18 protein-coding genes, 1 tRNA gene and 1 pseudogene are annotated in these 24,220 nt (G+C 65.6%); 9 read left to right on the top strand and 11 right to left on the bottom strand.

Annotation, left to right across the window (positions count from 1 at the left end; translation table 11 throughout):
* The first annotated feature begins 15 nt into the window (after positions 1–15).
* Complete coding sequence (locus tag N788_RS14645; protein WP_152560417.1) at positions 16–1,428, top strand: hypothetical protein; 1,413 nt, start codon at positions 16–18, stop codon at positions 1,426–1,428.
* A gap of 541 nt (positions 1,429–1,969) precedes the next feature.
* Here N788_RS14645 and N788_RS14845 read toward each other — a convergent pair.
* From N788_RS14845 to N788_RS07140, 6 genes are all read right to left on the bottom strand, one after another.
* Positions 1,970–2,380 (bottom strand): hypothetical protein, encoded by a 411-nt coding sequence (locus N788_RS14845; RefSeq protein ID WP_051924465.1) that lies wholly within the window; start codon positions 2,378–2,380, stop codon positions 1,970–1,972.
* A gap of 877 nt (positions 2,381–3,257) precedes the next feature.
* Complete coding sequence (locus tag N788_RS13905) at positions 3,258–5,348, bottom strand: YfjI family protein (protein WP_160171916.1); 2,091 nt, start codon at positions 5,346–5,348, stop codon at positions 3,258–3,260.
* Positions 5,345–5,761, bottom strand: a complete 417-nt coding sequence (locus N788_RS14360; protein ID WP_084695936.1) for a CHC2 zinc finger domain-containing protein — start codon at positions 5,759–5,761, stop codon at positions 5,345–5,347. Before N788_RS14360 ends, N788_RS13905 begins: the two co-directional genes overlap by 4 nt.
* Entirely contained in the window at positions 5,758–5,988 is a 231-nt protein-coding gene (locus N788_RS07145) for a helix-turn-helix transcriptional regulator (protein ID WP_034222901.1), read from the bottom strand. The genes N788_RS14360 and N788_RS07145 overlap by 4 nt, the downstream gene beginning before the upstream one ends.
* A 97-nt stretch (positions 5,989–6,085) precedes the next feature.
* A complete protein-coding gene (locus tag N788_RS14640) occupies positions 6,086–6,688 on the bottom strand; it encodes a hypothetical protein (protein ID WP_152560415.1) in 603 nt (200 codons plus the stop codon).
* Between the two features lie 168 nt (positions 6,689–6,856).
* Positions 6,857–8,209, bottom strand: a complete 1,353-nt coding sequence (locus N788_RS07140) for a tyrosine-type recombinase/integrase (protein ID WP_051924463.1) — start codon at positions 8,207–8,209, stop codon at positions 6,857–6,859.
* Between the two features lie 120 nt (positions 8,210–8,329).
* Here N788_RS07140 and N788_RS07135 point away from each other — a divergent pair.
* Positions 8,330–8,398: transfer RNA gene (locus N788_RS07135), tRNA-OTHER, on the top strand.
* Positions 8,399–9,242: 844 nt separating this feature from the next.
* Here the strand turns inward: N788_RS07135 and N788_RS07130 are convergent.
* The 4 genes and pseudogenes from N788_RS07130 to N788_RS07125 form a co-directional block, all read right to left on the bottom strand.
* A pseudogene (locus tag N788_RS07130) lies at positions 9,243–9,452 on the bottom strand (IS3 family transposase); the annotation flags it as partial.
* 192 nt (positions 9,453–9,644) lie between these two features.
* The gene (locus N788_RS14635) at positions 9,645–10,445 is read right to left on the bottom strand and encodes a hypothetical protein (protein ID WP_152560414.1); all 801 of its coding nucleotides are present in this window, start codon (positions 10,443–10,445) and stop codon (positions 9,645–9,647) included.
* A gap of 81 nt (positions 10,446–10,526) precedes the next feature.
* Entirely contained in the window at positions 10,527–11,912 is a 1,386-nt protein-coding gene (locus N788_RS14355; protein WP_084695935.1) for an MrcB family domain-containing protein, read from the bottom strand.
* Positions 11,913–12,149: 237 nt separating this feature from the next.
* The gene (locus N788_RS07125; protein ID WP_034222900.1) at positions 12,150–13,847 is read right to left on the bottom strand and encodes a DUF6055 domain-containing protein; all 1,698 of its coding nucleotides are present in this window, start codon (positions 13,845–13,847) and stop codon (positions 12,150–12,152) included.
* Positions 13,848–14,007: 160 nt separating this feature from the next.
* Between N788_RS07125 and N788_RS07120 the strand changes: the two genes are divergently transcribed.
* Positions 14,008–14,361, top strand: coding sequence for a hypothetical protein (locus N788_RS07120; RefSeq protein WP_152560413.1), 354 nt, complete (start codon positions 14,008–14,010; stop codon positions 14,359–14,361).
* A 117-nt stretch (positions 14,362–14,478) separates the two neighbouring features.
* Here the strand turns inward: N788_RS07120 and N788_RS07115 are convergent, their stop codons facing one another.
* The gene (locus tag N788_RS07115) at positions 14,479–16,980 is read right to left on the bottom strand and encodes a S8 family peptidase (protein ID WP_034222897.1); all 2,502 of its coding nucleotides are present in this window, start codon (positions 16,978–16,980) and stop codon (positions 14,479–14,481) included.
* Positions 16,981–17,248: 268 nt separating this feature from the next.
* On the opposite strand from N788_RS07115, the gene N788_RS07110 reads away from it, so the two are divergent.
* The 6 genes from N788_RS07110 to N788_RS07085 all read left to right on the top strand — a co-directional run bounded on the left by N788_RS07110 (position 17,249) and on the right by N788_RS07085 (position 24,220).
* On the top strand, positions 17,249–18,073 hold the full coding sequence (locus N788_RS07110) for a DUF6689 family protein (protein WP_034222896.1): 825 nt from the start codon (positions 17,249–17,251) through the stop codon (positions 18,071–18,073).
* A gap of 70 nt (positions 18,074–18,143) precedes the next feature.
* Complete coding sequence (locus N788_RS07105; RefSeq protein ID WP_051924461.1) at positions 18,144–19,016, top strand: GAF domain-containing protein; 873 nt, start codon at positions 18,144–18,146, stop codon at positions 19,014–19,016.
* Between the two features lie 43 nt (positions 19,017–19,059).
* Positions 19,060–22,281 carry a serine/threonine-protein kinase gene (locus N788_RS07100; protein ID WP_051924460.1) on the top strand — a complete coding sequence of 1,074 codons (3,222 nt, stop codon included), beginning with the start codon at positions 19,060–19,062 and terminating at the stop codon, positions 22,279–22,281.
* Positions 22,265–23,032 carry a sensor histidine kinase gene (locus N788_RS07095; RefSeq protein ID WP_051924459.1) on the top strand — a complete coding sequence of 256 codons (768 nt, stop codon included), beginning with the start codon at positions 22,265–22,267 and terminating at the stop codon, positions 23,030–23,032. Before N788_RS07100 ends, N788_RS07095 begins: the two co-directional genes overlap by 17 nt.
* Positions 23,029–23,688 (top strand): response regulator transcription factor, encoded by a 660-nt coding sequence (locus tag N788_RS07090; protein WP_034222891.1) that lies wholly within the window; start codon positions 23,029–23,031, stop codon positions 23,686–23,688. The genes N788_RS07095 and N788_RS07090 overlap by 4 nt, the downstream gene beginning before the upstream one ends.
* Before the next feature lie 64 nt (positions 23,689–23,752).
* On the top strand, positions 23,753–24,220 hold the full coding sequence (locus N788_RS07085; RefSeq protein WP_034222889.1) for a hypothetical protein: 468 nt from the start codon (positions 23,753–23,755) through the stop codon (positions 24,218–24,220).

Here is a 24,220-nt window from a genome sequence, read left to right as displayed (position 1 = left end):
AACGTGTAGCTAGCCATGATCACATTCTCCACCGAATTTCCACTCGCCAGCGGAATTGGAACCGACGCCGTACTTCGGCTGGCATGTGAATGGGTAACCGGAAGTCCTCACACCTCCTTCGCTGAGTCGAGTTTTGCAGCAACCCCTACGAACGACGCGATTGAGCTGCGAGCTGGAAATGAGACTGCAACGATTGCGTCCGTAGTCACAGGCAGTAGCGAGATGGCGGGCTTGCTATATCGCAGAATAGATGCCGGACTCGAGTGGTCAACCTCAATCGTGGCGCGACGCGAGGGGGGTGAAACGCTTTTTAGCGTTCTTGTTTCCTGCGAATCCTTTGGCACCGCCGTAAGCCTTCCGCAGGCGAAAAAGCCCTACATAATTAAACAGGTTCTCCGAACTCTCGGTGGCGGCGAAGATGGTGTGATACCAGTCACAGACAAGGCGTTCGAGCTTGGAGAGGCGCACGCGTCCGCGGCGGCAGCACTGATCGAAGGCGTGGCAAAGAATAGGCTACCTATCGTGTACGTAAGCGCCGGATTTGACGGAGAGCCCGCCATCGATGCGAACTCCCTTGCGGCTTACGTTTCCGGCTTGGCGCACGTCGTTGTTGAGCCGTCACGGGCCTTTTCCTCGAAGCTGCGAGAGCTCGTCGATGGACGGAACGTTTACGGGGGCACGGTAGGCGTCTACTGGCCTCAGAGTCGAGCCAGAAAGTCCTATTACCTTTCCATGTTCGAGAATGACGCTCGGGCGCTTCAGAGGACGCTCTCAGACGACTTGCGTTTGGCGTTATCAAACCGGCGCCTCTCAAGTCGATGCACGTGGGCGCATCTCCAAGAGGAGCTCTCACGGTATCGGGTCACCCAGCTACGGGAGCAAGGATCGTCGTCGCTGAACGACTACGTCGAAGCTTTCGATGCAGAGCTCAGGGCAAAAGAGACGCGCCTAAAAGAGGCTGAGGATGAGATTCAAAGGCTAAATGCCGAGATCCGCCGGATTAGCGCCTCAAACTCGTCAATTGCGACGAGTGGCGGAGGCATCCTAGTTCTTGGCAAAGAGCACGACCTGTATCCGAATGAGGTTCGTGACACTGTGATCTCCATTCTCCAAGCTAGCCTAAGCGGCGTGCGGAAGAATAGCCGTCGGGAACATATAGTCCACGACTTGATGGAGGCAAACCCTCATTCCAATCATGCCGCTGAGCTGGCGAAAGGGGTTAAGGCCATTCTGAAGGACTACAGGACGATGGATGCCAGGATTCGTGGCGAGCTAATTCGCCTTGGGTTCAGTCTTTCTGAAGACGGCAAGCACTTCAAAATTGTTTACCACGGCGACCCCCGGTATATGTTCGTGCTCCCGAAAACTAGCAGCGACTACCGAGCAGGGAGGAACGCGGCCAGCGACATTACGGGGATACTTTTCTAGGTGGCGGCGAACCATGCATACCGGCGGAACGCGGCGAGAAGCTATTTGGTTTCGTGAAATTCGTCTGCCGGCGGCCGCTTAAGCACGGCGTTCTATCATTCTCCGATTTATACTTGTGCTCTATTCTGTTAAAAACTCGACCCGCTTGGGTCACCATCCGACCGGCGCTAGTGACAGTTACCTTCTGGGCGTTCGGCAGTCATCTAGAGACTCAGAAACACACTGTCGCGACCACTGCCAAGCGCAAATTCAAGGCAGATTCTCGCGATCTGAGTTTTCCAACAGAATGGCCGGGAGCGGAAGTCGCCCTTCCCAGTAGATATCAGTTGCCGTCACCCCGGCGGGCTCGCGCAGATAACACCAGAATCGCTGGTCAGCTCATTCAGGCGCAAATATCAGGGTCGACCAGCGCCCGCAATCTGAGAGGGATCGTTTTGCCTCGTCTCAGTGGAGGGTCGCTGACTACGCCTAACGGGCGGCACGCAGTAGTCGAGCCAGCTCCCGCAGCATTGCTCTAGCCCCACCCTTCCAAGCATTACGGCTAGTCCGCGCCTTGCCGTCCTCGCTCGTCGGGCCCGTGGACCTCTCCCAAGGGCGCCACCGCCGGATCAGCTTTGCTTGACGTAGTCGCCGCTCGGGCGTCCATCCACTGGCCATCCTGCCCCTCCAATAGTTTGTTTGGCGCGTTCCCGCTTTCCTCCGCGCGCGGGATCCCATTGTTCACTTGCTGGTGGCCATGAGCGATGTTCGCCTGCTTGGCGAAGACCACCGGAGGATTCTTGATCGCGGCCAGCGTCTCGAGCGTTGCCCGGCATTGGCTCTGCGCGCGCAGAGCGAGCTTTAGATAGGTTTCAGTCGCAGCGGGATACTCCGCCATGTTCGAAGCAGCTCGCATCGCCAAGCGGTTGAAGATGGCGTCAAGCGTGTGTGCCTGTGCCGTCAGCATCTCCACCGGCCGATTCAGATCCCCGCTGACTGTGCGGGTGACCTGTGCTCCTAGTTCCTCGACTAGGGCGGGTAGCGATAGCGCTTCAAGGCCCAAAGGACGGAAGGCGTCGATCGTGATGGCGGATAGTACCGAGGGCCGCGAGATCTTTCGGACAATGTCTTTGCCTTTCGACTCTCCCCTCTCCTGGGGGGCAGGCCGAACCCGCCCCCCGCCGGCTTTCTTTGCCTTCGCCGCTACCCTGGAGACCTGCCGGCTCGAGGCTGCCGCCCTGTCGCCACCACCTCCGCGCGCTCTAGGCATCGGACATCTCCCCCACTTTGTGTTCGGCGCAGACGTGCCGCTGGTCCGGCCAATGGATGCGCGCGCCCTCGAGGGCACAGCGGCCAACGCCGCCATAAGGGTTTATGTGGTCCGGTTTGGCATGCCGGCAGGGCCGACAGGTCACAATGGGGCGCGGAAAGGCCTTGCCGGCACGGTGGCGCGCGCACCAGGGGCAGGCGAGCACCGAACCGCCCCGGTGCCACCACACCGGACCACAGTGGGCGCAGTCGAGCCGATGGCTCCAACCCGAGGGCACCAGCCCCGACCCAATGCGATTCGAGGCGTCGAGAGCCCGCAGGTATGCTCGCACCCCGCCCTCTGGCAGTTGGTCGCACAGTGACAACTCGGCTTCGGGCTGGCCGTACACCAGAGCCGCAGCCAGCCCTTCGCTAGCCGCCAGGGCCAACAGCCGCTGCCGCCGGAGCTGATTCTCGACCTCCTGCACCTCGCGAATCTCGCGAATCTGCGAACTCGCGGAGGAAGAACTCCCAACATTCGCGGGATTCGCAGCGGCAGCTTCCTCGGATTCGGCCTGCAAGCCGTCCAAGAGCCGGCCCATCTATCGGCCCTCCTCTGCCGGAACGATGCGCCACACGTGCCGCCTGCGGGCACCGTCGAGGAACATGCCGCCTTCGATGCGCTCCGCCCAGCCGGCGCGTTCGAGCTCACCGATAGCCAGGGAGAACGCCTCCCGCTCCCGGATCCGACTTGGCCCCAGCCTGAGCACCTCACCGGAATGCAGGTGCCGCCGCTGGGTCGCATGGGCCCATGCCAGGAGCGCCTCGGCATCGCGAACTTCCCGTGAAACTTCGGCCGTCCCGACCAGCCGGCGCGCCTCATTCAGATGCCAAAGAGAGACCTCCGCCGCGCGCTCTAGCGTGCTGGCATCGATCATTTGGGCGCTCGGATCCTCGAGGAGGGTCAGCACGCCGGCAATTCGCAGGGCCTGCTCCGGGGTCTTGCTGGCCCAAGGTTTCACCTGCGCAAAGCGTCCACCGGGCCCGCAGTGGCCCTCCACAGTGTCGTGAAGCCGGCACCAGAGCTCCATCGCTTCCCTGGAGAGGCTGAGCGCGCGCGGGGACAGTTCCTGCTTTTCACCAGGATCCAAGGGCAGCGGGAGCCGATGAAGGTAGAGCAGCCGGTCAAGGAGGCGCTGGAGGGCCACGTCATCCCGGAGGTTCTCTGAGCGATACAGACGCGTGCCGGCCGTCCCCTCGGGCCAGCCCAGCAAGCAGCGAGCCAAGAATCCCTGCCCGGCCAGCACGTCATCCGAGAGCGCGCGCTCCGCGATGACCGGCTGAGCCAGCAGGTGTAGGGCAAAGCGCCGGCCGTAGAGCTTGGATGCTCCGTCCCCGCTTCTAACCCTGTCCAGTTCGCCGCGATCCCAGAGCTTGCACAGCGTGCCGGCGGTCCGCATGACCGTTTCCTTGGCCATGCCGTGGCCACCGAAGACCAAGGCCGCCTCGTCAGTGAAGACGCCGATGGTCGGCCGCCCGACGCTCAGCAGCTTGAACAGCCCCTCTGCCGTGAAGTCGGCCGCGGTCACCCGGGGCAATAGGGGCGGCTCCGGCTTGGGACCAATGATGTTGAGCTTCTCCGCCAAGCCCTGGCCCGACTTCTTCCTCGCCTCAGCCTTTGCCCCGTCCCTCCGCGCCTCCCACTCCGCCAGATCGCGGGTGTGGGAATCTGCCGCCTCGGCGTAGGCCTTGGCGAGCTCCTTCTCATACTCGCGAGCCGCCTGCATCGCCTCAGCGTCGACCGCAGACTTGCGCTCACCCGACTCGGCCACGCTCAGGAGCCATAGCGAGAGCGGATAGGTGCGGCCGTCAAGGTGAACATCTGCCTGCGCCTGCGTTGCCAGGGACGCCGCCGCCAGTAGCGAGCCGCCAATGATGGCGTCCGGCGCCTGTATTACTCGCCGGATAGCCGCGGCAGCCGGTGCGAGCAGCTCACCAAGCTCCGCCAACGGGTACGGTTCCGCGGGAGGCACCGGCCGGCGGAGCGGCTCGGGCGCGCTGGGCTCAAGTTCGGTCTCGGGTTCGGGCTCGAAACGGGGCAGCGCCTGCAGATCCCTGGCCGTAGCCCCCTCATTCGCCGCCAGCCAGTTAACGCAGTCGCCGTGCTTGGGCAGGCCGAGCGCGGCAACCTCCACCAGCTCACAGCCCGCCACTCTGCCGCGCAGGGCGCTCACGACGTCTTCGGCATAGCGCGCGCCCGGATCGTCATGGTCCGGCCAGAGGATCACCTTACGCCCCTTGAGGGGGCTCCAATCGGCCGCCGCGGCGCTTGAGCACGCGCCGCTGGTCGTGGCCACCAAGCCCAGAGCCGCCAAAGCGTCGGCGCACTTCTCGCCTTCCACGATCCAGACCGGCGCTTCCTTGGGCGCCCTCACAAGCTCAGGCAGCCGATACAGCGGCTTCCCCTGCTTGGGCGCTTCGGGCTCACCGATCGCGAACCGCTGCCCGTTTGCACACATGGGCCGGATCCATTTCCGGCCGTCGGGATGCTCGCAGCGAATCCGCCAGCACCAAGTCGAACCGTCCTTAAGCTGGTATTCGTGGAGCGCCCGCGGGGCGAAGCCTTCGCTTATTCGCGCAGCCGCCAGTCGACGCACCGCGGCTTGGAGGCACGCCTGGGAAACCGCGCTCATGCTCCACCCCTTACAAGGTCGAGCACCGCATCGCGGAAGCCTTTGCCCGTGGCGCGCATGTGAAAAGCGACCAGGTCTCCCGCCCCGCATCCGGCAAAGCAGCGCCAGCCGCCGCGCTGGTCGTTCATCTGCACGGAGAGGCTGGCCGTGCCGTCCTCGTGGAACGGACAGCGTGCCTGCGCCCAACCCGACGGATTAGCGCGCGTCAGCAGCTCAAGTCGGGTCGGGTAATACGCCACCGGCAACGGCAGACGCTCCCGCCAGTTCCGCGGGAGCCGCACGTCCTGCCAGCCCTTGCGCTTGCCGCTGGAGTTGGTAGCCTCGGACTCTGCGTGGAGCGTACCCCTTGCCCCATTTGCACCCGAGAAGCTGCGGCCGTCCCCGCGGCTTCTCGCCTTTTTGGGGGCCGTCATGTGCCGGCCCTCGCATCGCGCTCCGCCAGCCGTCCGGCGATCCAGTTGTCGATCTCTCCGGAGTCCCACGCGCTGGCCCGCTCGCCCAGCTTCACCGGCGCCGGGAACATTCCAACCTGGATCCTGCGGTAGATCTCCGAGCGACTGAGCCCCGTGCGGGACCTCACGCTCGGAAGACGCTCAAGAACTCGACTGCCCAGTAGGGCTGCCCCTGCACTGCGGGTCATTCTGACACCTCTCGCTTTACCCGGGGACAGCCCGGGCTCGTGCGAGTGATGCTGTTTCCACGATTGAACTAAGTCAGGCTAGAAAAAGCGCGACTTTCTAATCGGATTGGGAACGCGGGGGTTTCCTGCCCTTTTTCCTTTTCGCGTATCTACCCTCCAAGGAATTCAATAGATGAGGGCGATCTGCAAACTGCTCTCTCGCAAAGGAGATATATGACTCTCTGATGCGGTCTTGCCACTCAATCCAATGCTGCTTGACCCGGCTTTCAGAGAGGTTTCGCTCCTCCGCCACACGAGCAATCGCATTCTCAATGCTTGTTTCCGCGGCCGAAGCGGTCAGAACATCAAACGCAACCTGTGCCCCGACGATGCCGCGCCGCGGGGCACCGCCCTTCTTATTCACCCCGGCGACCGCCGCCATTGCAGGAGGGGCATCCAGGATCCGAAGAAGCATGAACGCCAATACAGCTCTGTCAGACGGTGTCAGATCATGATCACAGATCATCTTCCAGTAGTACGTTGATAAGACTTGATCTGCGAAGCTCGAATCGCCTGCCAGCGCCTCCTCCGCATAAAGCCTGCTGGGCATATTCGTTGTGTCACCAGAAAAGGGGGCAGGCGCATCGAATTTCTGCGCCTCTTTCCAGCGCACCAACCCCTCGATCGTCAATCGCTTCTTACTCTCGTTTTTCCCGTTCATGGCAAGCTCAATCCATCTAATCGATGGGGGAACTCTCGGCTGATAAGAGCTACGTTCACGTCCGCACGCCTCTTCGCCCTTCCTGAAGGGCCGCGCCAGCCGGGGAAGGTTCCCGGCGTTCGGGGATCAGCCTAGGCGCAGCTACTTAGCCGCTTCGGTCGGCCGCCATCACCGGCGCCTAGCGGGTATCTTGCGGCCTGTAATCGGAGTCACCGTGGCCGGAGTTGCCTCACAGAGGCCAAGCAGCGTCACGAGGGCCGCCCGCTTGTCCTCCAGGTAGTCGTGTCGATCGTAGTGCCGTGCCTGGACACCGCCGAGACCGTGGGATTGGAGCTGCGCGCGCGTCTCGGTCGAGACACCGACCGCAGCCAACCGGGTCTCCACCGTGCGGCGCAGGTCGCCCACGGTGAACGGGCCGCGCTCCAGCTCGCCGGCCTTCTCCATGGCGGCCACCACCTCGCGCAGGCGCAGGAGGACGCTGGAATAGGCCGCGCCGGTCTCGCCGGCTGTCACGGAGAAAAGGAACGGCCCCACCCGGCCCGGGGCCATGGCCTGCAGTGCGTCCCAGGCTTCGGGCAGCAAGGGCACCAGATGTAGCCGCGGCACCTTGCGCCGGCCCTTCGCATCCCGCAGGCAGACCGCGTCCGCGTCCCGATCTAAGTCGTCCTTGGTCAGCCGTGAAAGCTGCTCGACTCGCTGTGCGCCCGTCAGGAGATGGAACCGCAGAAGAGCCCCTGCCGGGCGGCAGGGGAGCGCTCGGATACGGCGCCAGTAGGCCTGCAGCTCGGCCACGCTCAGCGCGCGGTCGCGGGCCTTGCTGCCTCCGTCGACGGTGGCGAGGTCCCGGGCAGGGTTCCGCGTGATTCGCAGCTTTCGCAGCGCCTCCAACCCTCGCGCATCCTGTCGGGCCCGGATCGCGGCCTGATACGCCGCCGACAGGTAGGCCCGGAGCTTGCGGGCCTCGGTCAGCTTCCCGCCGTCCACGACGCGGGCCAGCACCGCCACAAGGTCCTCAATGGTCACTTCCTCGGCCGCCTTCTCCCATAGGCTCGGCCACGGTTCGGCCACATGGCGCGTCACAGCGCGCGCCACCGCCTTGGCGCTGGCCTTTCCGTCTCGCTCGAGCTGGGCGACGTATGCCGTCAGAAGGGCTCCCAGCGTGGCGGCCCGTTTGGCCTTGGCTGCCTCGTGGGCGCGAGCCTTGGCCTCGAGCGCCAGCTCGGTCTCGCGGCGTTCGGTTTCCAGCGCCAGGCGTAGGTCGGTCTCGCCGCCCAGGTAGCGCCGGCTCAACTCGCCGGCCCGGGTCTTCGCCTCGGTCAGGGTCAGGCCATCGCGGCCCCTGGCGTCAAACGCACCGAGCGGGAGATCGTCATACCGGCCAGCGGAGTCCCGATAGCGGAAGTAGAAGCGCGCGCCGTTGGGGCCACCCTTGGCGCGCAGGGCGCCAACATTGCGGTTCCCGGACTCAGTGAGCCACTCCCCCGGCTTCAGCGATTCCAGCCCCCGAACGGTAATGCCCATTCTACAGTCCCTACTCAGTCCCTACATAACCGGGGACTGTAGGGGATACCCCGGGACGGTGCAATTCGCTATAAATTAGCCCTCTAGTGGTAATCACGAGCATTTACCAGGGGCGGGGCGGGCTCGGGTCGTTTAGAAAAGGGATTGAAAATCCCCGTGTCGGGGGTTCGATTCCCTCCCCGGCCACCATCCACGAATCCCGCGCCCCGCTTGGCTCTCAGCCCTGCGGGGCGATTCGTTTTAGGGTCTCGCCCAACTCCCCCCAGAGTCCTTGGCATGCGTTTGACATGACTTGCGGCCGGATGGCCCGTTCCTGTCTTATGAGGCGGGGATGCCAGGAGAGCGAGAAATGTTCTGTCCGCAAGCTATCGAGTGGGGAACCGCGAGCGACTGGGCCAACGTAGGGGTTGGCATGTTGGCGGCAGGCGTTACGTTTTGGGCGGTAATCGTCGCTCTTCAGTCTTCGGCCAGAGCCGAGAATCTGGCGCGGGAATTGAGAGACTCAGAGAGGCAAGTAGAGATCGAGCGAGAGACCGCTCAGCGAGGAATCCTTGCGCTCGCATTAGACCGCGAGCTGTACATGATTTTTGGTCAAACTCATTTTGCTTGGGACGCCATAAACAAGGCCCTTGCTACAGGCGTGCCGGATCACATCCGATTGGCCCTCACCAATATCCCCACAAAGGGCTTCGACTTGATGGAGCGATTCGCATCAGAATTCTCACTATTCCCACCGGCCGCAGGCTCAAGCCTACTTCACACCCTTGGGTTGCTAATCGGCGCTCGTAATTCCCCGCCACCCAAATTGCTGGATGAGGGCACGGTAAGTGCAGGCAACGCTGTTGCGGCTACTCTGGCTCAGCTTATGCGGCACGCCCGTGAGGCGCGCTTGGCGATGAGGGAGCATTTCCCAGCCGGAATACCGAGGTCCGAAATTGAGCCGCTCCCTAAAGGCCTGCCCGACTAAGGCCTGCCCGACTAAACACTTTGGGTGCCTTCGCCCTCATTGAATCGCTCCGGGTTTCATAGACACCTACCGGCCTGAATGTCCAGACCGCCTTTCAAACTCTACCGGAGACAAGCCTCCCTTGGAGCCGTGGCGGCGGCGGGGGTTGTAGAGCATCTCAATCTAGTCGAACAGATCGCTCCGGGCATCGGCCCGGATCAGGCAGATCTTCCGCCGGATCCGCTCCCGCTTGAGGAGCTGGAAGAAGCTCTCGGCGACCGCGTTGTCGTGACAATCTGACCCCACTAATTCTAGACCGGCCGGCGGAACCGCAGCGGCACAGCGGGAATTGCCTAGACAAAGCAATATTGGCCGGCCACGCAGGCGATGCCCCGGAAGCCATCCGAATTTCCATGTCGGCCGATAGCGCGTGGCAAGCTGGGTCGGGGCAATCAAACGAGACGTTTAGGGCGAAAAACTTATCCTGACTCATTCTTCGTTCTCTGCTTTCGCCAATTTCGGGTCAGGCAGAGGACCTAGAAGCTTGTGCGATTTCAGCAGCCCAGTAATTCGCTTGGATCGGAAACCAAGAAGATGAAATAAGACGTAGCAGACAAATGCCTTCGCAGCCGGCAAATCATGCTCAGGATTTGTGCATTCAACGTCATGCGCCGCAAGAACTCTGCATCGCGTGTAGTTCAGGGTGTCGCACATTTTGACAGCCTCTAGAAGCAAGAACCCGGCCAGAGCAAAACAAATCGTTGCTACGCAAACGGCTGAGCCCAATGTAAGCACCTTTAACTTCGTGTTGACGAGAAGAAGTGTTACTGCGAACAGGATCAGCGACGGCGCAAACGAGAGTGAGAACTTGAGTCGAGTAATCACCGTTCGTGCGTATCGCTGCCCAATAACTTCGGAATCAGTCTTCAATTGAAGGTAACTTCCCCAAATATCCCAAAAGCGCGGATAGCATCGTTCCGCGAGACACTGGTCAATCCCTGCCTCGATTCGGGCGCCTACACTCTCCAAAATCATGCCGGCTGCTGTAGCGACAGCAAGCAGCAACCCCGCGAATCCAAAGGGATTCGAGTCTAAGAATGCACCAACTTCTTCGTGCTGCTGCGCGATAAGCATTAGCGCTGGGGCGATAGCAAAGAGGCCTGGCGCTACCAAGGTAGCCAACGGGCGGAACAATTCACTCTTGAACGCTGAAATAAGATCCATCTGACCCACCCCCAACTGACTCCAACCAAACCAAGAAGACATCCGACGAAAGGTGCGTCCGAACACAGACTCCCCTACCGACAATCTCAATGCCCCCGCCGCCAAATTCGGCCTAGAGATGTTGCCTGGCTATAGAGCCTCGACCCCCTATTTTTTTCGAGTAGCCCGAAACGCCGTGGCCGCGTACTCCCATTCCTCGGGATCCCACGGGGCGAAAATCTCGATTTCGCCACCCGCAGCGGATGGAGGCGAAATTATCCGATCCAGGATAATGCCGCTGACGATTATGAGGGCGGTGCTGCCCATGTTTTCCCTATGCAGCTTCAATTCATTGGCCGTCAGAAGGATCACATCTGAACCTGTTGAGGTCGTTCCCTTTACTTCGACAAACCATGACTTGCCATCTCGCTTTGCTGAGTAGTCGTATGCAAACTTCTCCGAGGTGTCCTTGATGCTGTCAAACCCAGCATCTTGAAGAGACCGCCTGGCGACCGCCATAGCGTAATGCTCGACAGCGGTCTGCTCTGCTTTTGAGAGCCCGCGCCCCTGACCTTTTCGTCTGCCCGGATTGAGGACACCATCCAGCTGCGCCACCAGCTGATCCTCGACGGTCCCCGCCACCGGATCCTTTCCGAAGCGCTCGGCATCGTAGATTCGGACCAGCAGCGTAGAAATGCGCGTTAGATCAGACAAGAACGCCGACTCATCCCAATGCTCCGTTGAGTAGGCTTTTGCGAACGCTATTGCCTGTTCAAATTTCCCGGAAAGATGGTTGCCATGCAGCTTAGGTTCGCTGCCAAAGTCCGCGACTGAGAGCCCATTTTCAGTGGCAAAACCCCGAGCCCAAGCTACCCTGTTTGCCAGTTCCGTTGAAGGAACATCAACGAGACTTCCTCGATCAAAGACAGTTGCCCCGCACCCTATCGTCAAATAAGTGAAATCACCGAGCCGAGAAAAATGAAGAACGATGTACCAGCCTTGAGTGGCTGACGGCGACAACTCCGGATCATAGATTCGTACCCAGGGTGATTCATTCTTTCGGCCAACCCCATCTGAACCTTCAATTTCACATGCATACCCGGCTCTTGAGAACGTTGGTTCAAAAACTGAAATGACTTCACGCAGTTGATTAGGAATCTCGTTCCGAATCAACGCTCCGCGCCTCTGCATCTGGGGCGTGTTTGTCGATTGGTACGATTTCTGAAGTTCAAGCACTTCGCCGATGGTGTCGCGGAGCGAGCGGCCACTCGGCTCTCTAAGCTTTTCGATTAGCGTGAAACCGCAGCGCCGAAGGGCACCAAAGCACGCTGTGTCGACCCCACCTTTGAAGGCTTTGGGGCCGTATGGCTGACCTGTCATCAGCTGCAACGCCATACCGGCAATTCGTTTGGGGGGATACCGCCGGCCAAGGTATATGAGATCGAACTTCGTCGACTCGGCAAAGTTATTCGGCTGACCTTGATCAACCGCTTGGATGGCTGCCAGAACATGCCCCCGATCCAACATCCCAAAATTGGGAGACGCGCTAGTCATCCAGATCCTCCATGATTCGCTTGAAGCCCCGCCAGATTGTGGCCTACTGGATATTCGCTCAATTGCCACTTCTGTGGCAGGCAAGCGCCGTACGTGGCTGTTTATATTAGACTTCCAGCCGGCTTGAAAATCCCCGTGTCGGGGTTTCGATTCCCTCCCCGGCCACCACAAGAATCAAGGGCTTGCAAGAAATCGCAGGCCTTTTTTTTGGCCGCGCGATCACCTGCCCCGCCCTACTCACAGACCGAGCCTGCGTGCCCGTTCCTGGAGGATATTGATGTTGGCGGGATGCGCGAAGGGCGGGCGCGTCGTACTGCCCGTGCCGCAGGCGAATCCGGTGTCGGTGGTCACCGCACTGGCCGGGTAGCTGCGCGAGTTCGTCTTGTCGCCGCTGGGCGAGTTCATCTTCTGGCTGTGGGTGATGGTCTGCGTGCCGATGAAGCGCAGGCCCTTGTCGCCGACGCGGCAGACCCAACCCTTCGAGCTTGCCGACACCGCGCTTTGCATGGTCACGCTGCCCGGGCCAGGCCCGTTGAAGCGCGGGCCGGTGGCGGAGTTGGACTGCTCCAGGGTTTCCTCGTACTTGCCATCGGGGTGAACGATGACGTGGTACTTGAACTGGTCGTAGGACCCGCGCTCCCCGCCGAGGTCGTCCAGCCCGACGTTCCATTCGCCAATGACGCAGCGCGGCAGCCGGTTGCGTGCAACACAATCGGGCGGTGGTTCGTCGCAATCCTCCGCGCGCACATGCACCGGCATGGTGAAGAAGTCGGGTTGGTCGCTCACCGCGCTCATCGCGAACCTGACCGTCACCGGTCCATCGCAACTACGTTTTACTTCGAAGCCGGTGGTTGGCGGAAACCGCTGCCAGTCGGCCCCCTCTTCCTTGTAGCTCACCCAGGGAAGCTCCTCGGACGCGGTGTTGGCGATCGAATACTTCTTGCCTGCCGCCAGGGTGATTTCCGCGGCGCCGACTTCATAAGCGGTCACTTCCAGTTCCAGGTCCCTGTCGCCCTCGACGCGCAGCCGGGGCCGGTAACGTGGGTTGGGCTGCGCCATCGTGCCGCCGCTGGTGTCGGTGACGTTGCGATCGACGAACTCCCGCGTGAATTCGTGGAAGTGCTGGTCGAAGCCGGTGATGCCGGCCAGCAGGGTGTACTGCACGCCGGCGTCCCGCGTGTCGGGCATCCTTCGCAGGATCTTGGCCAGCATCCGCGTCCCCACCTTGTTGGACAGGGACTGGAAGAAGATCGTCGCCGGATAGCCCAGGCCCTGGTCGAACACGGCGTGGTCCTGGACGTATTGCAGGGCGCTGAAGTGCTCGTCATCGTATGTCGGGTACACCAGGTTGGCCGCGAACTCGGCCGACCCCTCCTGCCACCAGTACCCGCCGTCCTCGTAGGCCTGGCCATAGCTGTTGATCTGCACGCAGTGGAAGACCTCGTGGGCCACCGTGAACTGCATCGCGGTCCCGCCCGGAAGTCCGTCGTGTACGAGCAGGATGGCGCAACTACCATCCCTTCGGTTATTGGAGTTCGTGACCGCTGCGGTGATGAGGCCCTCTTCGTCGTCCGGCCTCGGGGGCACGATGTTGGTGGTGTAGGCAATGCTGATGCGGTCGGTCACCGGCGGCGTCATCAGGCCCGAACGGGTGTAGGTGGCCAGCGAATCCCGCACCGTGGCGAAAATCTCAGCCAGCCGGTCGTTGTTGTCGCCGGCCAGCGGCGTCCCCCATTCCCGCGGGTAATAGAGCCTGATTTCCCGGCTGCTGCCCGGCCACAGGTAACACTCGCCGGACGCCGTGCCGACGCCGTAACCCACCGAGGAAAGCGCGGGCATGCGATCACACCGGTGCACGGTCTGCGCGGCCACTTCCGGCGCACCGAGGATGCAGGACAGGCACAACACGGCCAGGGTGCCCAGGCGACGGATCATTCGAAGGCTCCCTGCATGGCTCGGCGATACCCGGAAAAACGCCTTCCCCGGGCGGCGCAGGACAACCGGGGCGCCCACCCCCTCCGGGCAAGGACTCGGCTACCCTGTGCACCCGCGACCCGGGCCGCTCGGCCCGCGACCCCCGCACCGGAACCAGGCCATGCCGAAACGACCCACCCCGCCCATCGCCGCCGAAAAACTCGGCGAACCGCACGCCCACCTGCGCGACAAGGCCGGCAAGCTGCTGGGCGGCATCGTTTTCAAGGACGGCCAGTGGGTGCTGGGCCTGGGCGGCAGGATGGTGGGTGAATCGACCAGCGCCGCGCATGTGCTGGCCATCCTCAAGCGCGCGGCGGCCATCGCCCGCGACGAAGGACGCGAGGTCACGCTGGTGTTTTCGGCGACCCTGCGCGCCGCGGCCCACCAGGAAGCCGCCGACCAGGGCCTGGACTTCGACGCGTTCCAGGCCAGGCTGATCGCTGAAATGAACGCCTCCAGCGCCCGCCAGTCCTGACCGGACGGGGAGCAAGGTGGCGGCGCCGGCTCGCCAGGTGCGGGCCACCGCGCAAGAAAACGGGCGGCCCGGAAACCGGACCGCCCGAATCAGAAAGCCGAAGATCCAGGGGGAGAATCAGTCTTCGGCAGTCTGGAACTGCGTCATGAACCGGCCGGCCGCGACCGCATAGGCGGCACGGGTGACCGACTGGCCCGGATCGAAGTAGGCCACCACCTTGGGCTGCAGGTCGAAGGGACCCTGCTCGATGCCAAAGCGGGCATTGAGCACGCCGGTGTCGAGCGCCAGCTGGGCGTAGCCACGCAGGTCAGCGGGCACCTGGCTGGCGTCCCGGACCGGCACCCGCTGGCCGTTGAAGAAGGCGGTCAGTTCGCCGTCGAAGGCACGGGCTTCGGCCTGCAGGCCCTGGGCCTGGACCAGCGCATAGGCCAGGTCGGTCCGGTTGACGCTGCTGCTGGGCTTGAAGCCGCCGTTGACCAGGCGCATCACGCCGTCCTGGTTCCAGGTCAGGTCACGCAGCGACGCGCCCTTGGCGACGGCGGCCTCGGCGTAGGCATAAGCCGGCGAGGACACCGACAGGTCGCTGAAGCTCCTGCTGCCATCGAGCGGCAGGGACTGGCGGATGCTCGCGCCCATGCCCAGGTACTGGGCCAGCTCACTGCGACGCAGGACCTGGTCGGGACGGAACTTGCGGTCCGAATAACCATCCACCAGGCGGTTGGCCACTGCGAATTCGATCGCCTGGCGGGCCGGATGGTTGCCGACATCGTCCATGCCGGTGAAGCCGGCGCTCTTGAGGAAGCTGATCTCACCGGCGATGTTGCCCGGCGCGGCGTAGCCGTTGGTGACGGACGCCGGATCCAGCGCGACGCCAGACACCGAACCGATGCCGCGCACCGTCACCGTCCAGGTGCCCGGCTTGCCCGGCGCGCCGGTCACGGCCGTGTCGCCCAGCACCGGCAGGGTGATCGAGGAACCGTAGCGATTGCCGTCCGGGTCGGTCAGCACCACCGCGATGGTGTTGGCATCGACCTGCGCACGGGCCGCGACCCAGGCGACGTCGGCGCCGACTTCGAAGGACTGGCTTTCGACCTCGCCCACCGGCGAGAAGAAGATCTCGAACGGCAGCGGATCACCGCCCGGGGCCAGCAGCGCATTGGCGTTGAATTCGCGCAGCAGGTTGACGGTGCGACCGTAATCGTCGCGCAGGCCCTGCGCCATGGCGACCGCGGCATACGCGTTCAGGTGGCCGGCACCGGCCTCCCAGGGCAGTCGCCCGGTCATGTTGGTGGCGGTTTCTTCCAGGATCGCCTTGATCTGCGCCGGCGTCAGGTCGGGGTTGGCTTCAAGCATCAGCGCGATCACGCCCGACACGTGCGGGGTCGCCATCGACGTGCCACTCATGTGCGTATAGAACGGCAGGTGCGCGGGCGTGAGGTTGGCGGCGTCCTGCTCGGCGGCCAGCGGCGGCAGCGCGCCGGTCAGCGCGCGGGTGGACACGATGTCCACGCCGGTGGCGACCACCGTCGGCTCGTTGAAGTAGGTCCACTGCTTGCCGTCGGGCATGGTGAACGTGCCGGATTCGCCGCGCTTGCCGCGCGAGGAGAAGGAGGTCAGCACGCCGTCCTTTTCGCCGGCGCCGACCGACACCACCCAGGGCGCCTGCGCGTAGGGATTGTGGGTGTCCTCGCCGGGGCCGTCGTTGCCGGCGGCGAACACGCTGACGATGCCGCGCTTGTAGAGTTCATAGGTCGAGACATTGACCGGGTTGAGCGGATCGAACTTGCCCGAGCTGCCCCAGGAGTTGCTGGTCACGCGAACCGGTGCATCGAAGGTGAACTGGTGCGTGGCCGCGTAGTCGAGGCCACCGACGGCGTCGAGGATCAGCAGCACGCCGCCCGAGCCGTAGCCGATCATGTCCGCACCGGGCGCGACGCCGCGGTACAGGCCATTCGAGCGCTCACCGGTGCCGCCGATGGTGCCGGCGCAATGGGTTCCGTGGCCGGAGCCAAGGTCGGTGTTGGGCTGGCCTTCCAGGTAGGTCATCGGCACGATGCCCGGCGCGGCGATGGCGGCGAGCTCGGCCAGGATGTTCTGCGGCGCGAGCACGTTTTCGACGACGTTCTCGCCGAGCTTGATGTCTTCGTGGGTGGCGTCGATGCCCGAATCGTTCACCATCACGGTGACGCCGCGGCCGCTGTAGGGAATGGCCTTGCCGAAGTCGTTGGGGTTCTGCACGACACGGGCGGCACCGGAGATCTCGCGCTGTTCCTTGTTGAAGAAGCGCAGCGGCGCGTTGTGGTAGATCGACACGACGTCGTCGCGCTGGCGCAGCGCCTCGATTTCAGCCGGGGTGGCCAGGGCGCCGGCGATCGGCAGCGTGTGCATGGTCACGCCCTTCTCGATGCCCAGGGCCTTCAGGGCCTGGACCTGTGCCGCGGTCACCGGGCCGGACTGCTGGTAGGTGACGACGACCTGCAGCTCGTCGGTGGGCAGCGCGCTGGCGAGCTTGTTCACCAGCTGCGGGTCCAGGTGGGCGTCGGCCAGGGCCACGCCGCTGGCGAGCAGGCCGATGGCGAGGGCGGACACGCGGATCTTGCGGGACGAACGGGAAGTCATGGCGGTTCTCCGGGAAAGGGTGCGTCCAAGCCGGACGCGGCAAGGTGGGAACAGCCTCCACCGCCCGGCGACGCCCGGAAATCGGGAAGACCCCCCAGCCGGCCTGGGGGAAATCACCTAGAGACAGGAGGGCGTTTAGGCTCTAGTCTCGGTTTCACAAGGATTCATGGAGCCGGGGCCACGATTGCCACCGGACCACCCAGGACGGCATGCGGCGCAGCGGACGCGCCACTTTCAAGCGCACCGCATCCCACAGGGGGACATCCGCATGACCACGCTGATCCACCGCCTCGCCCTCGCCCTGCTGCTGGCCGCCCCGGCCGCGCAGGCGCAGCTGCTGCCGCTGGACGTATCCATTTCCGGCGACACCGCCGACGTCCGCATCGGCCCGGCGCTTTCCCCGCTGGCCGACCTGCAGCTGGATTTCGACGACTCGACCGGGCTGTCGGCGGCTTCGCTGGGGCTCAATGCCCAACTGGTGACGGTCAGCGCCCCCGCCCTGCTGGCCCGGCTTCCGAGCGGCCTGGTGTCGGTGCCCACCGACCTGCCCCTGATGATCACCGTCGAGCCGCCGACCCTGGGCGGTCTGGCCTTCGAGCGTCGGGTCCACGTCGAGGTGCACACCCACGCCCTGCCCTACACGGCCGGCTCCCGCCTGCGCCTGTTCAAGGCGCCCCTGGGCGGGGCTTTCCGGGACATCACCAGTGCGGTCGAGCCCGGCAGCGTGCGCACCCGCGGCACCACCGGCGGTTTCTCTCAGTTCGTCGTGGCGCTCGACCTGCGTCCGACCGACGCCGTCGTGGCCCAGAAAATCCAGTTCCTGCGTGACCAGGCCGCTTTGCTGGCCGCCAGCGAGCAGGCGCCGCTGGTGGCGATGATCGACGGCATCGAGGACGCCGTGGCCGTGGAGGATTTCGCCGCCGCCAATGCATTGCTCGACGCCATGCGCTCGCGCGTCTCCGCACGCGCCGGCACCCACATCCCGGACGACTGGCGCGCTACCCGCGACGTCGCAAACATCGCCGGCGAACTGCTCTCGGGCCTGGACACCCTGGCTTTCAGCATCGGCTACCTGCGCGACTACGGTCCCTGAGCAACGGCGCGAGCCTGGCGCCGCTGCACCGGCCATTTCGAGGCCCTGCCGGCTGGGGCTAAGATGGGCCATGCCTGCCCGCCTGACAGCCTATCTGCCCGAAGGAGCCGCGGTCGAAACGCTGCTGGCGGAAGGCCATGGCCTGCAGGTGGGGCGCGCGCCGCCCAGTGAGTGGCTCATCGACCACCCCTCGGTGTCCCGCAGCCATGCCCGCCTCGAGCCCGAGGACGGCGGCTGGCGCCTGGTGGACCTGGACAGCAAGAACGGCAGTTTCATCGACGGCACCCCCGCCGGCGGGCGCCGCCTGCCCCGGAATGCCTGGCTGCGGTTCGGCGATGTCACCTGCGAACTGCTGGACGTCGACGAACAGTCCCTGGCCCGGGCGGGCGCACGTCGCATCGAGCGCCAGACCGCATCGGTCCTGCACCAGCGCGCGATCGAACAGTCCGGCGCGCCCTCCGACCTGCTCAAGGCCACGCTGGCAGCCGTCGTGGACCTGGCCGACTGCGAGCGTGGCTTCCTGCTGATCAACCAGCCCGAAGGGCCGGTCGTCGGCGCCTGGCAGGGGTTGGACGCCTCCACCGTGGCCGCGCCGTCCTTCGACGGCAGCCGGGGCGCCGTCGATCGCGCGCTTCGCGAGCGGCGCGCGGTGGTGGTCAACGATGCCGGGCTCGACAGCGCGCTTGCCGGGCGGGCCTCGGTAATTGCCGGCGGCCTGCGCAGCCTGGTCTGCCTGCCCCTGGTGGCACAGGACGAGGTGCTGGGCCTGGCCTACGCCGACAGCCGCAAGCCCGGCCATGCGATCACCACCCTGGAACTGGACCTGCTCTCGGCCTTCAGCGAACGCGCGGCCCTGTGGCTCGCGGCGCGGCGAAGCGAACTCGCCCTGGCCGAAGTCGCCCGCCAGGCGCGTTGGCCGGGCGCCGAAGGCGCCGCCGCGTGAGCCGGGAATGACCGGTACCGGCCCCAGGCACTACCCCGCGACCATGACCGGCCAGATGGCCGGCGCGGAGCTGGTGCCCGGGATGGTCCTGGCGGGTCGCTTCGAGATATCCCGCATGCTGGGCATCGGTGGCATGGGCGTGGTCTACCTTGCCCGGGACCAGGACCTGGGCGTCCCGGTCGCGATCAAGTTGCTGCGTCCGGAGCTGGCCTCGCGGCCGGAGTCGTTCGAACGATTCCGGCAGGAGCTGCTGCTTGCCCGCCAGGTGTCCAGTCCGCACGTCGTGCGCATCCACGACATTGCCCGGCATGAAGACCGCTGGTTCATCAGCATGGACCTGGTGGACGGCGAATCGCTCGACCGCCGGCTGGACCGCGAAGGACGCCTGCCGACGGAGTCGGCGCTTGCCATCGCGCGCCAGGTCGCGTCCGGCCTGGCCGCCGCGCACGCCAGCGGCATCGTGCACCGGGACCTCAAGCCGTCCAACGTCCTGCTCGATGCCCAGGGCAAGGCGCTGATCAGCGACTTCGGCGTGGCGCGCTCCCTGGGCACCAGCGGCCTGACGCAGCCGGGCGCCATTGTCGGCACGCCGGACTACCTGTCCCCGGAACAGGCGCGGGCAGCCCCGGTGGACGCGCGCAGCGACCTGTACTCACTGGGCCTGATCCTCTACGAAATGCTGGCCGGCAAGCCGCCTTTTTCCGACGGCACGCCCGCGGAGTCGCTGACCCAGCGCATGCTGCAGCCACCGCCTCGCCTGGACACCCTGCGCGACGACCTCCCCGCCTGGGTGGTGAGGCTGGTCGACCGGCTGCTCCAGCCGCACCCCGCGCGCCGCTTCCAGGATGCCGAGGCCGTCGTCGCCGCGATCGACGCACGCCACGTCGCCCGCGACCTGCGCCCCGGCAAGCGCGCTACCACGCTCCTGCTCGTCGTCGTCGTCGCCGCCGCCGTCGCCGTCTTCACCTGGTGGCAGGCCGGGCCGGCGCCGGAGCGGCCGCCCCCGGAGCAGCATGTCCCGGATCGACTGGTGCTGGTCGCCGACGCCGCGTCCGACGACGTCGCCGCGCTGACCGCGATCGCCGAGGCACTTCGCCTGGGCCTCTCAGGACCGCCCGCCCCGCCGATGGTCGAGGCCGAGCGCAGCCAGCTCGCGCTGGCCCAGGCCGGCCTCGGCGGGCGCCGCGCCGACGATGCATCGCTGCTTGCCGTGCTGCCGGCCACCCGCATCCTGCGCCTGGGCCAGGACGCCGGCACGGGCCTGCAAGCGAGCTACGTGCAGGCCGGCGACGCGACGCCGCTTCGATTCCAGGCGCCGCAGGGCACGAGCCTGGCCGGGACGGCGACCGCGCTCGCCCGACGGTTCGGATTGGGCGAGTTGCCATCCGGCCTGCTGCCCGACGACGACGCACACCTGCGCGCCTATGGCGCTGCCCTGGCGCTGCGCGACGCCGGCCGCTGGGAAGAGTCGGCGGCCGCGTTCCAGGCGCTGGTGGACGGGGCGCCGGCATTCGCGCCGGGCTGGCTGGGACTGGCGCAAAGCGCCCGTGCCGCCGGGCAACACGAGCTGGCCGAGCAAGCGGCACGCACCGGCGCCAGCCTGCCATCGCCGGTCAAACCGAAACTGCAGGCCATCCTCGACATCTACGAAGGCCGCTTCGACGACGTGCTGGCCCGGCAAAGCGCCCTGGTGCAGGCCCGTCCCGATGATCTCGACGCCAGGCTGGCGCTGGCCGAACTGGAGATCGACGCCGGTGGGTTCGACAGCGCCATCGAGGTATTGCAGCAACTGCTCGACCGCGACCCCCAGGACCCGCGGGCGTGGTTCCTGCTGGGCAAGGCCGCCATCCTGCAGGGCGATCATCGCGCCGCCGTCGAGGAGCATCTGGTGCGCGCCCTGGTGCTGTACAAGCGCGGGCGCAGCACCTTCGGCGAGGCCGAGACAACCAATGCCATGGGCGTGGGCTACGCAAGGCTGGGCCAGATCGAGGACGCCGAGGAGCAATACCGCAAGGCCGCCGACTTGCGCCGTCAACTGGGCGACCGCCGCGGACTGGCGAGCAGCCTGCGCAACCTTGCCCAGATCGCCATGGTCCGCGGCCATTTCGACGCCGCCCAGGACAACCTCGCCGAAGCCGGACGCCTTTTCGAACAGTTGGGCGACCGCGGCGGCGCCGCTGCCGTCGACAACGAGCTCGGGCTGCTGGCCGAAGAACGCGGGAACTACGGCCAGGCACTGGCTGCCTACAAGCGCGCGCTGCGTGGGCGGGAAGCCGTCAACGATCCACAGGGCACGGCCGAGAGCCTCAACAACATCGGCTTCGCCCACTACCAGCTCGGCGACTACGACAACGCGCGGGTGTTCTGGCAGCAGGCCAGGGACGCGTTCCTGGCGCTCGACGACCACAACGGCATCGTGCGCGCCGACCAGAACCTCGGCCTGCTCGACCTGGCCAGGGGCGACTGGACGGAGGCGGACCGCCGGCTCGCCCGGTCGCTGGACGAAGCGCGGTCCCGCCACATGCCCGAGGAAGCCGCGGTGAGCCTGCGCAACCTTGCCGAACTGGCGCTGCTGCAAGGGCAACTGTCGGCCTCGGCCACGCATCTGGACGAGGCGCGACGGCTTTTCGCCGAGCGTGGCGACCAGCGCGGGCTGGTCGACGCCGACCTGCTGCAGGCGCGCCTGCTGGCGGCCGCCGGCCTCGACGCGCAGGCCATGGCCCTGCTGGACCAGATCCGGCCGGCCCTGCTGGAGAGTTCGCTTGAGCAACGCGCCATCGCCGCCCTGCTCGATGCCCGCCTGCAGCAGGACGCCGGCAACGAGCGCGGCGCCACTTCGGCCCTGGTGCGCGCGCGCGCGCTTTCCGACGAGTCAGGCGTGCGGGTCCTTCGACTTGAGGCCGACGTGCTGGGCCTGGAAGGGGCCCGCGACGAAGCGACCATCGAAGCGGACGTCGCCGCGCTGGGCAATCTTTCATTGCGCCTGCTCTGGCTGGAAAAACGCATGCAGGCACGCCTGGCAAACGCCGACCCCGCCGGCGCCGCCGCTTCCTACCGGCTGGCGTCCGATCTCCTGCTTCGTCGCCAGGGCTACCTGCGCGCGCACCGCCTGCATGCCCTGGGCGCACGCGCCCTGGCCGAGGCAGGCGACACCGAAGGCTCGGCCGAGGCCGCCGAACGCGCGACGCGGGCGCTCGATTCCCTGCGATCGCAGGCCCTCTCCCTGCCTGTCCAGGAGAAGACGCAAGATGACCGGCAAGACTGAGGACCTGTCCGCCACGCTTGCCAACCTGCGGGGGGATTACCGGGCACTGGTCCAGCGCCTGGAAGCCAACGAGCGCGAGTTCCAGCGCCTGGGCCGCGCGGTTTTCCGCGTCGAGGAAGAAGAGCGCCGCCGCCTTGCCCGGGAACTGCACGACGGACTGGGCCAGAACCTTACCGCGCTCAAACACCGCCTGGCCTTGCTGGCGAGCCAGCTGGGCGACTCGCGCCCCGATCTGCAGCCCGACATCGACGCCAGCCTGGCGCTGTGTTCGCAAGGCCTGGCCGATACCCGCGAACTTTCACGCCTGCTGCGTCCGCAGGTCCTGGACGACCTGGGCCTGGAGGCGGCGCTGGACTGGCTGGCACGCACCCTGGGCACGTCCGGTGGCCTGGCCATCGAGATCCGCGCCGATGGCCTGCCCGCACTGGAACCCGACCTGCAGACCCTGGTCTTCCGGCTGGCCCAGGAAGCCCTGGCCAACGTCACGCGCCATGCCGGCGCCAGCCAGGCGATCGTTTCGGTCCGGGTGCACGCAGGCATGTTGCGGCTCACCGTGTGGGACGACGGCCCCGGCTTCGACGTCGTGGCCGCGATGGAAAAATCCCGGCGCGGGGAAAGCACCGGGCTGGGCGGCATGAAGGACCGCGTCGCGCTTTACGGCGGCCACCTGCACCTGGAGTCCGGCGATGACGGCACCCGGCTTGCCGCCGCGGTCCCGATCCCCGGGGAGAGTGGCATACTGCCTCCATGAGCACGCATCCAGGCCGCGCCCTGCGGGTCCTGATCGCCGATGACCACACCCTGGTCAGGGAGAGCCTTGTTTCCGTGCTTGAAACCGCGGGCGCCTGCCAGGTGGTGGCGCAGGCGTCGAATGGCCTGGAGGCTTTGGGCCTGGCCGCGGAACACGACCCCGACGTCGCCATCATCGACATATCGATGCCCCACCTCGGCGGCCTGGAGGTCGTGCGCCGGCTGCAGGCGGAGTCACCACGCACGCGCGTGCTCGTGCTCACCATGCACGAAGACCAGGAGTACCTTCTCCATGCCGTGCGCGCCGGCGCCACCGGCTTCATGCTCAAGGACAGCCCGAGCGCCGAACTGGTGACCGCGGTGCGCAACGTCGGCGAGGGTCGCGGCCATTTCAGCGCCGAAGCCTCCCGCATCCTGGCCGAGCAACTGCACCGCCCGAAGCAGTCGATGGACGATCCCTACGGCAGCCTCACGCCGCGCGAACGCGAGGTTTTCCACTTGGTCATCGAGGGCATGAGCACCAAGGAAATCGCCCGGCGCCTCGACATCAGCACCAAGACCGCGGAAAACCACCGTGCGCGCGTGCTTTCCAAGCTCGAGGCCAGGAACACCGCCGACGTCATCCGCTACGCGGTACGACGCGGCCTGATGACCTGAACCCACGCGCCGCGAACGTACGGACTGGTATGCTCGGGGCTTCGCCTCACGGAGCCTGCCTGCCATGCGCAAACCGAGCCTTGCCGTCCTCCTGCTGGTGCTGGTCGCCCTGCTGGCCGCCTGCGCCGGCGGCCCGCCCAAGCGGGTATATCCGCCCCAGGCCAGCGTGCAGGAATTGCGGGTCCAGGACGACGGCAGCTGGCGGCTGAGCCTGCGCATCCGCAACTTCAGCACCGTGCCCATGCGTTTTTCGCGCCTGCAGGCCAGCTTCACCGTCGGTGGCCACGACGCCGCCCGTTTCGACTTCGACCCGGCCGTCACCGTCGGTCCCGGTTCGGCCGAACTGATCGAGCAGGTGTTCACCCCGGGCGCGGCCGCCAGCGACGCGGTGAAGAAGGCCCTGGCCAATCGCAGTTCGGTCGCCTACCTGCTGTCGGGCCGCCTGGCCAGCAGCGACCCGCGCACCGACGACCCCATCGAATACCCCAGCCGCCTCGACCCGGTCCCCGGGCTCGACGGCGTCCTGCGCTGA

This window comes from Arenimonas donghaensis DSM 18148 = HO3-R19 (assembly GCF_000743535.1).
Classification (GTDB): Bacteria; Pseudomonadota; Gammaproteobacteria; order Xanthomonadales; family Xanthomonadaceae; genus Arenimonas; species Arenimonas donghaensis.
This window is presented reverse-complemented; position numbering and strand designations above follow the sequence as displayed.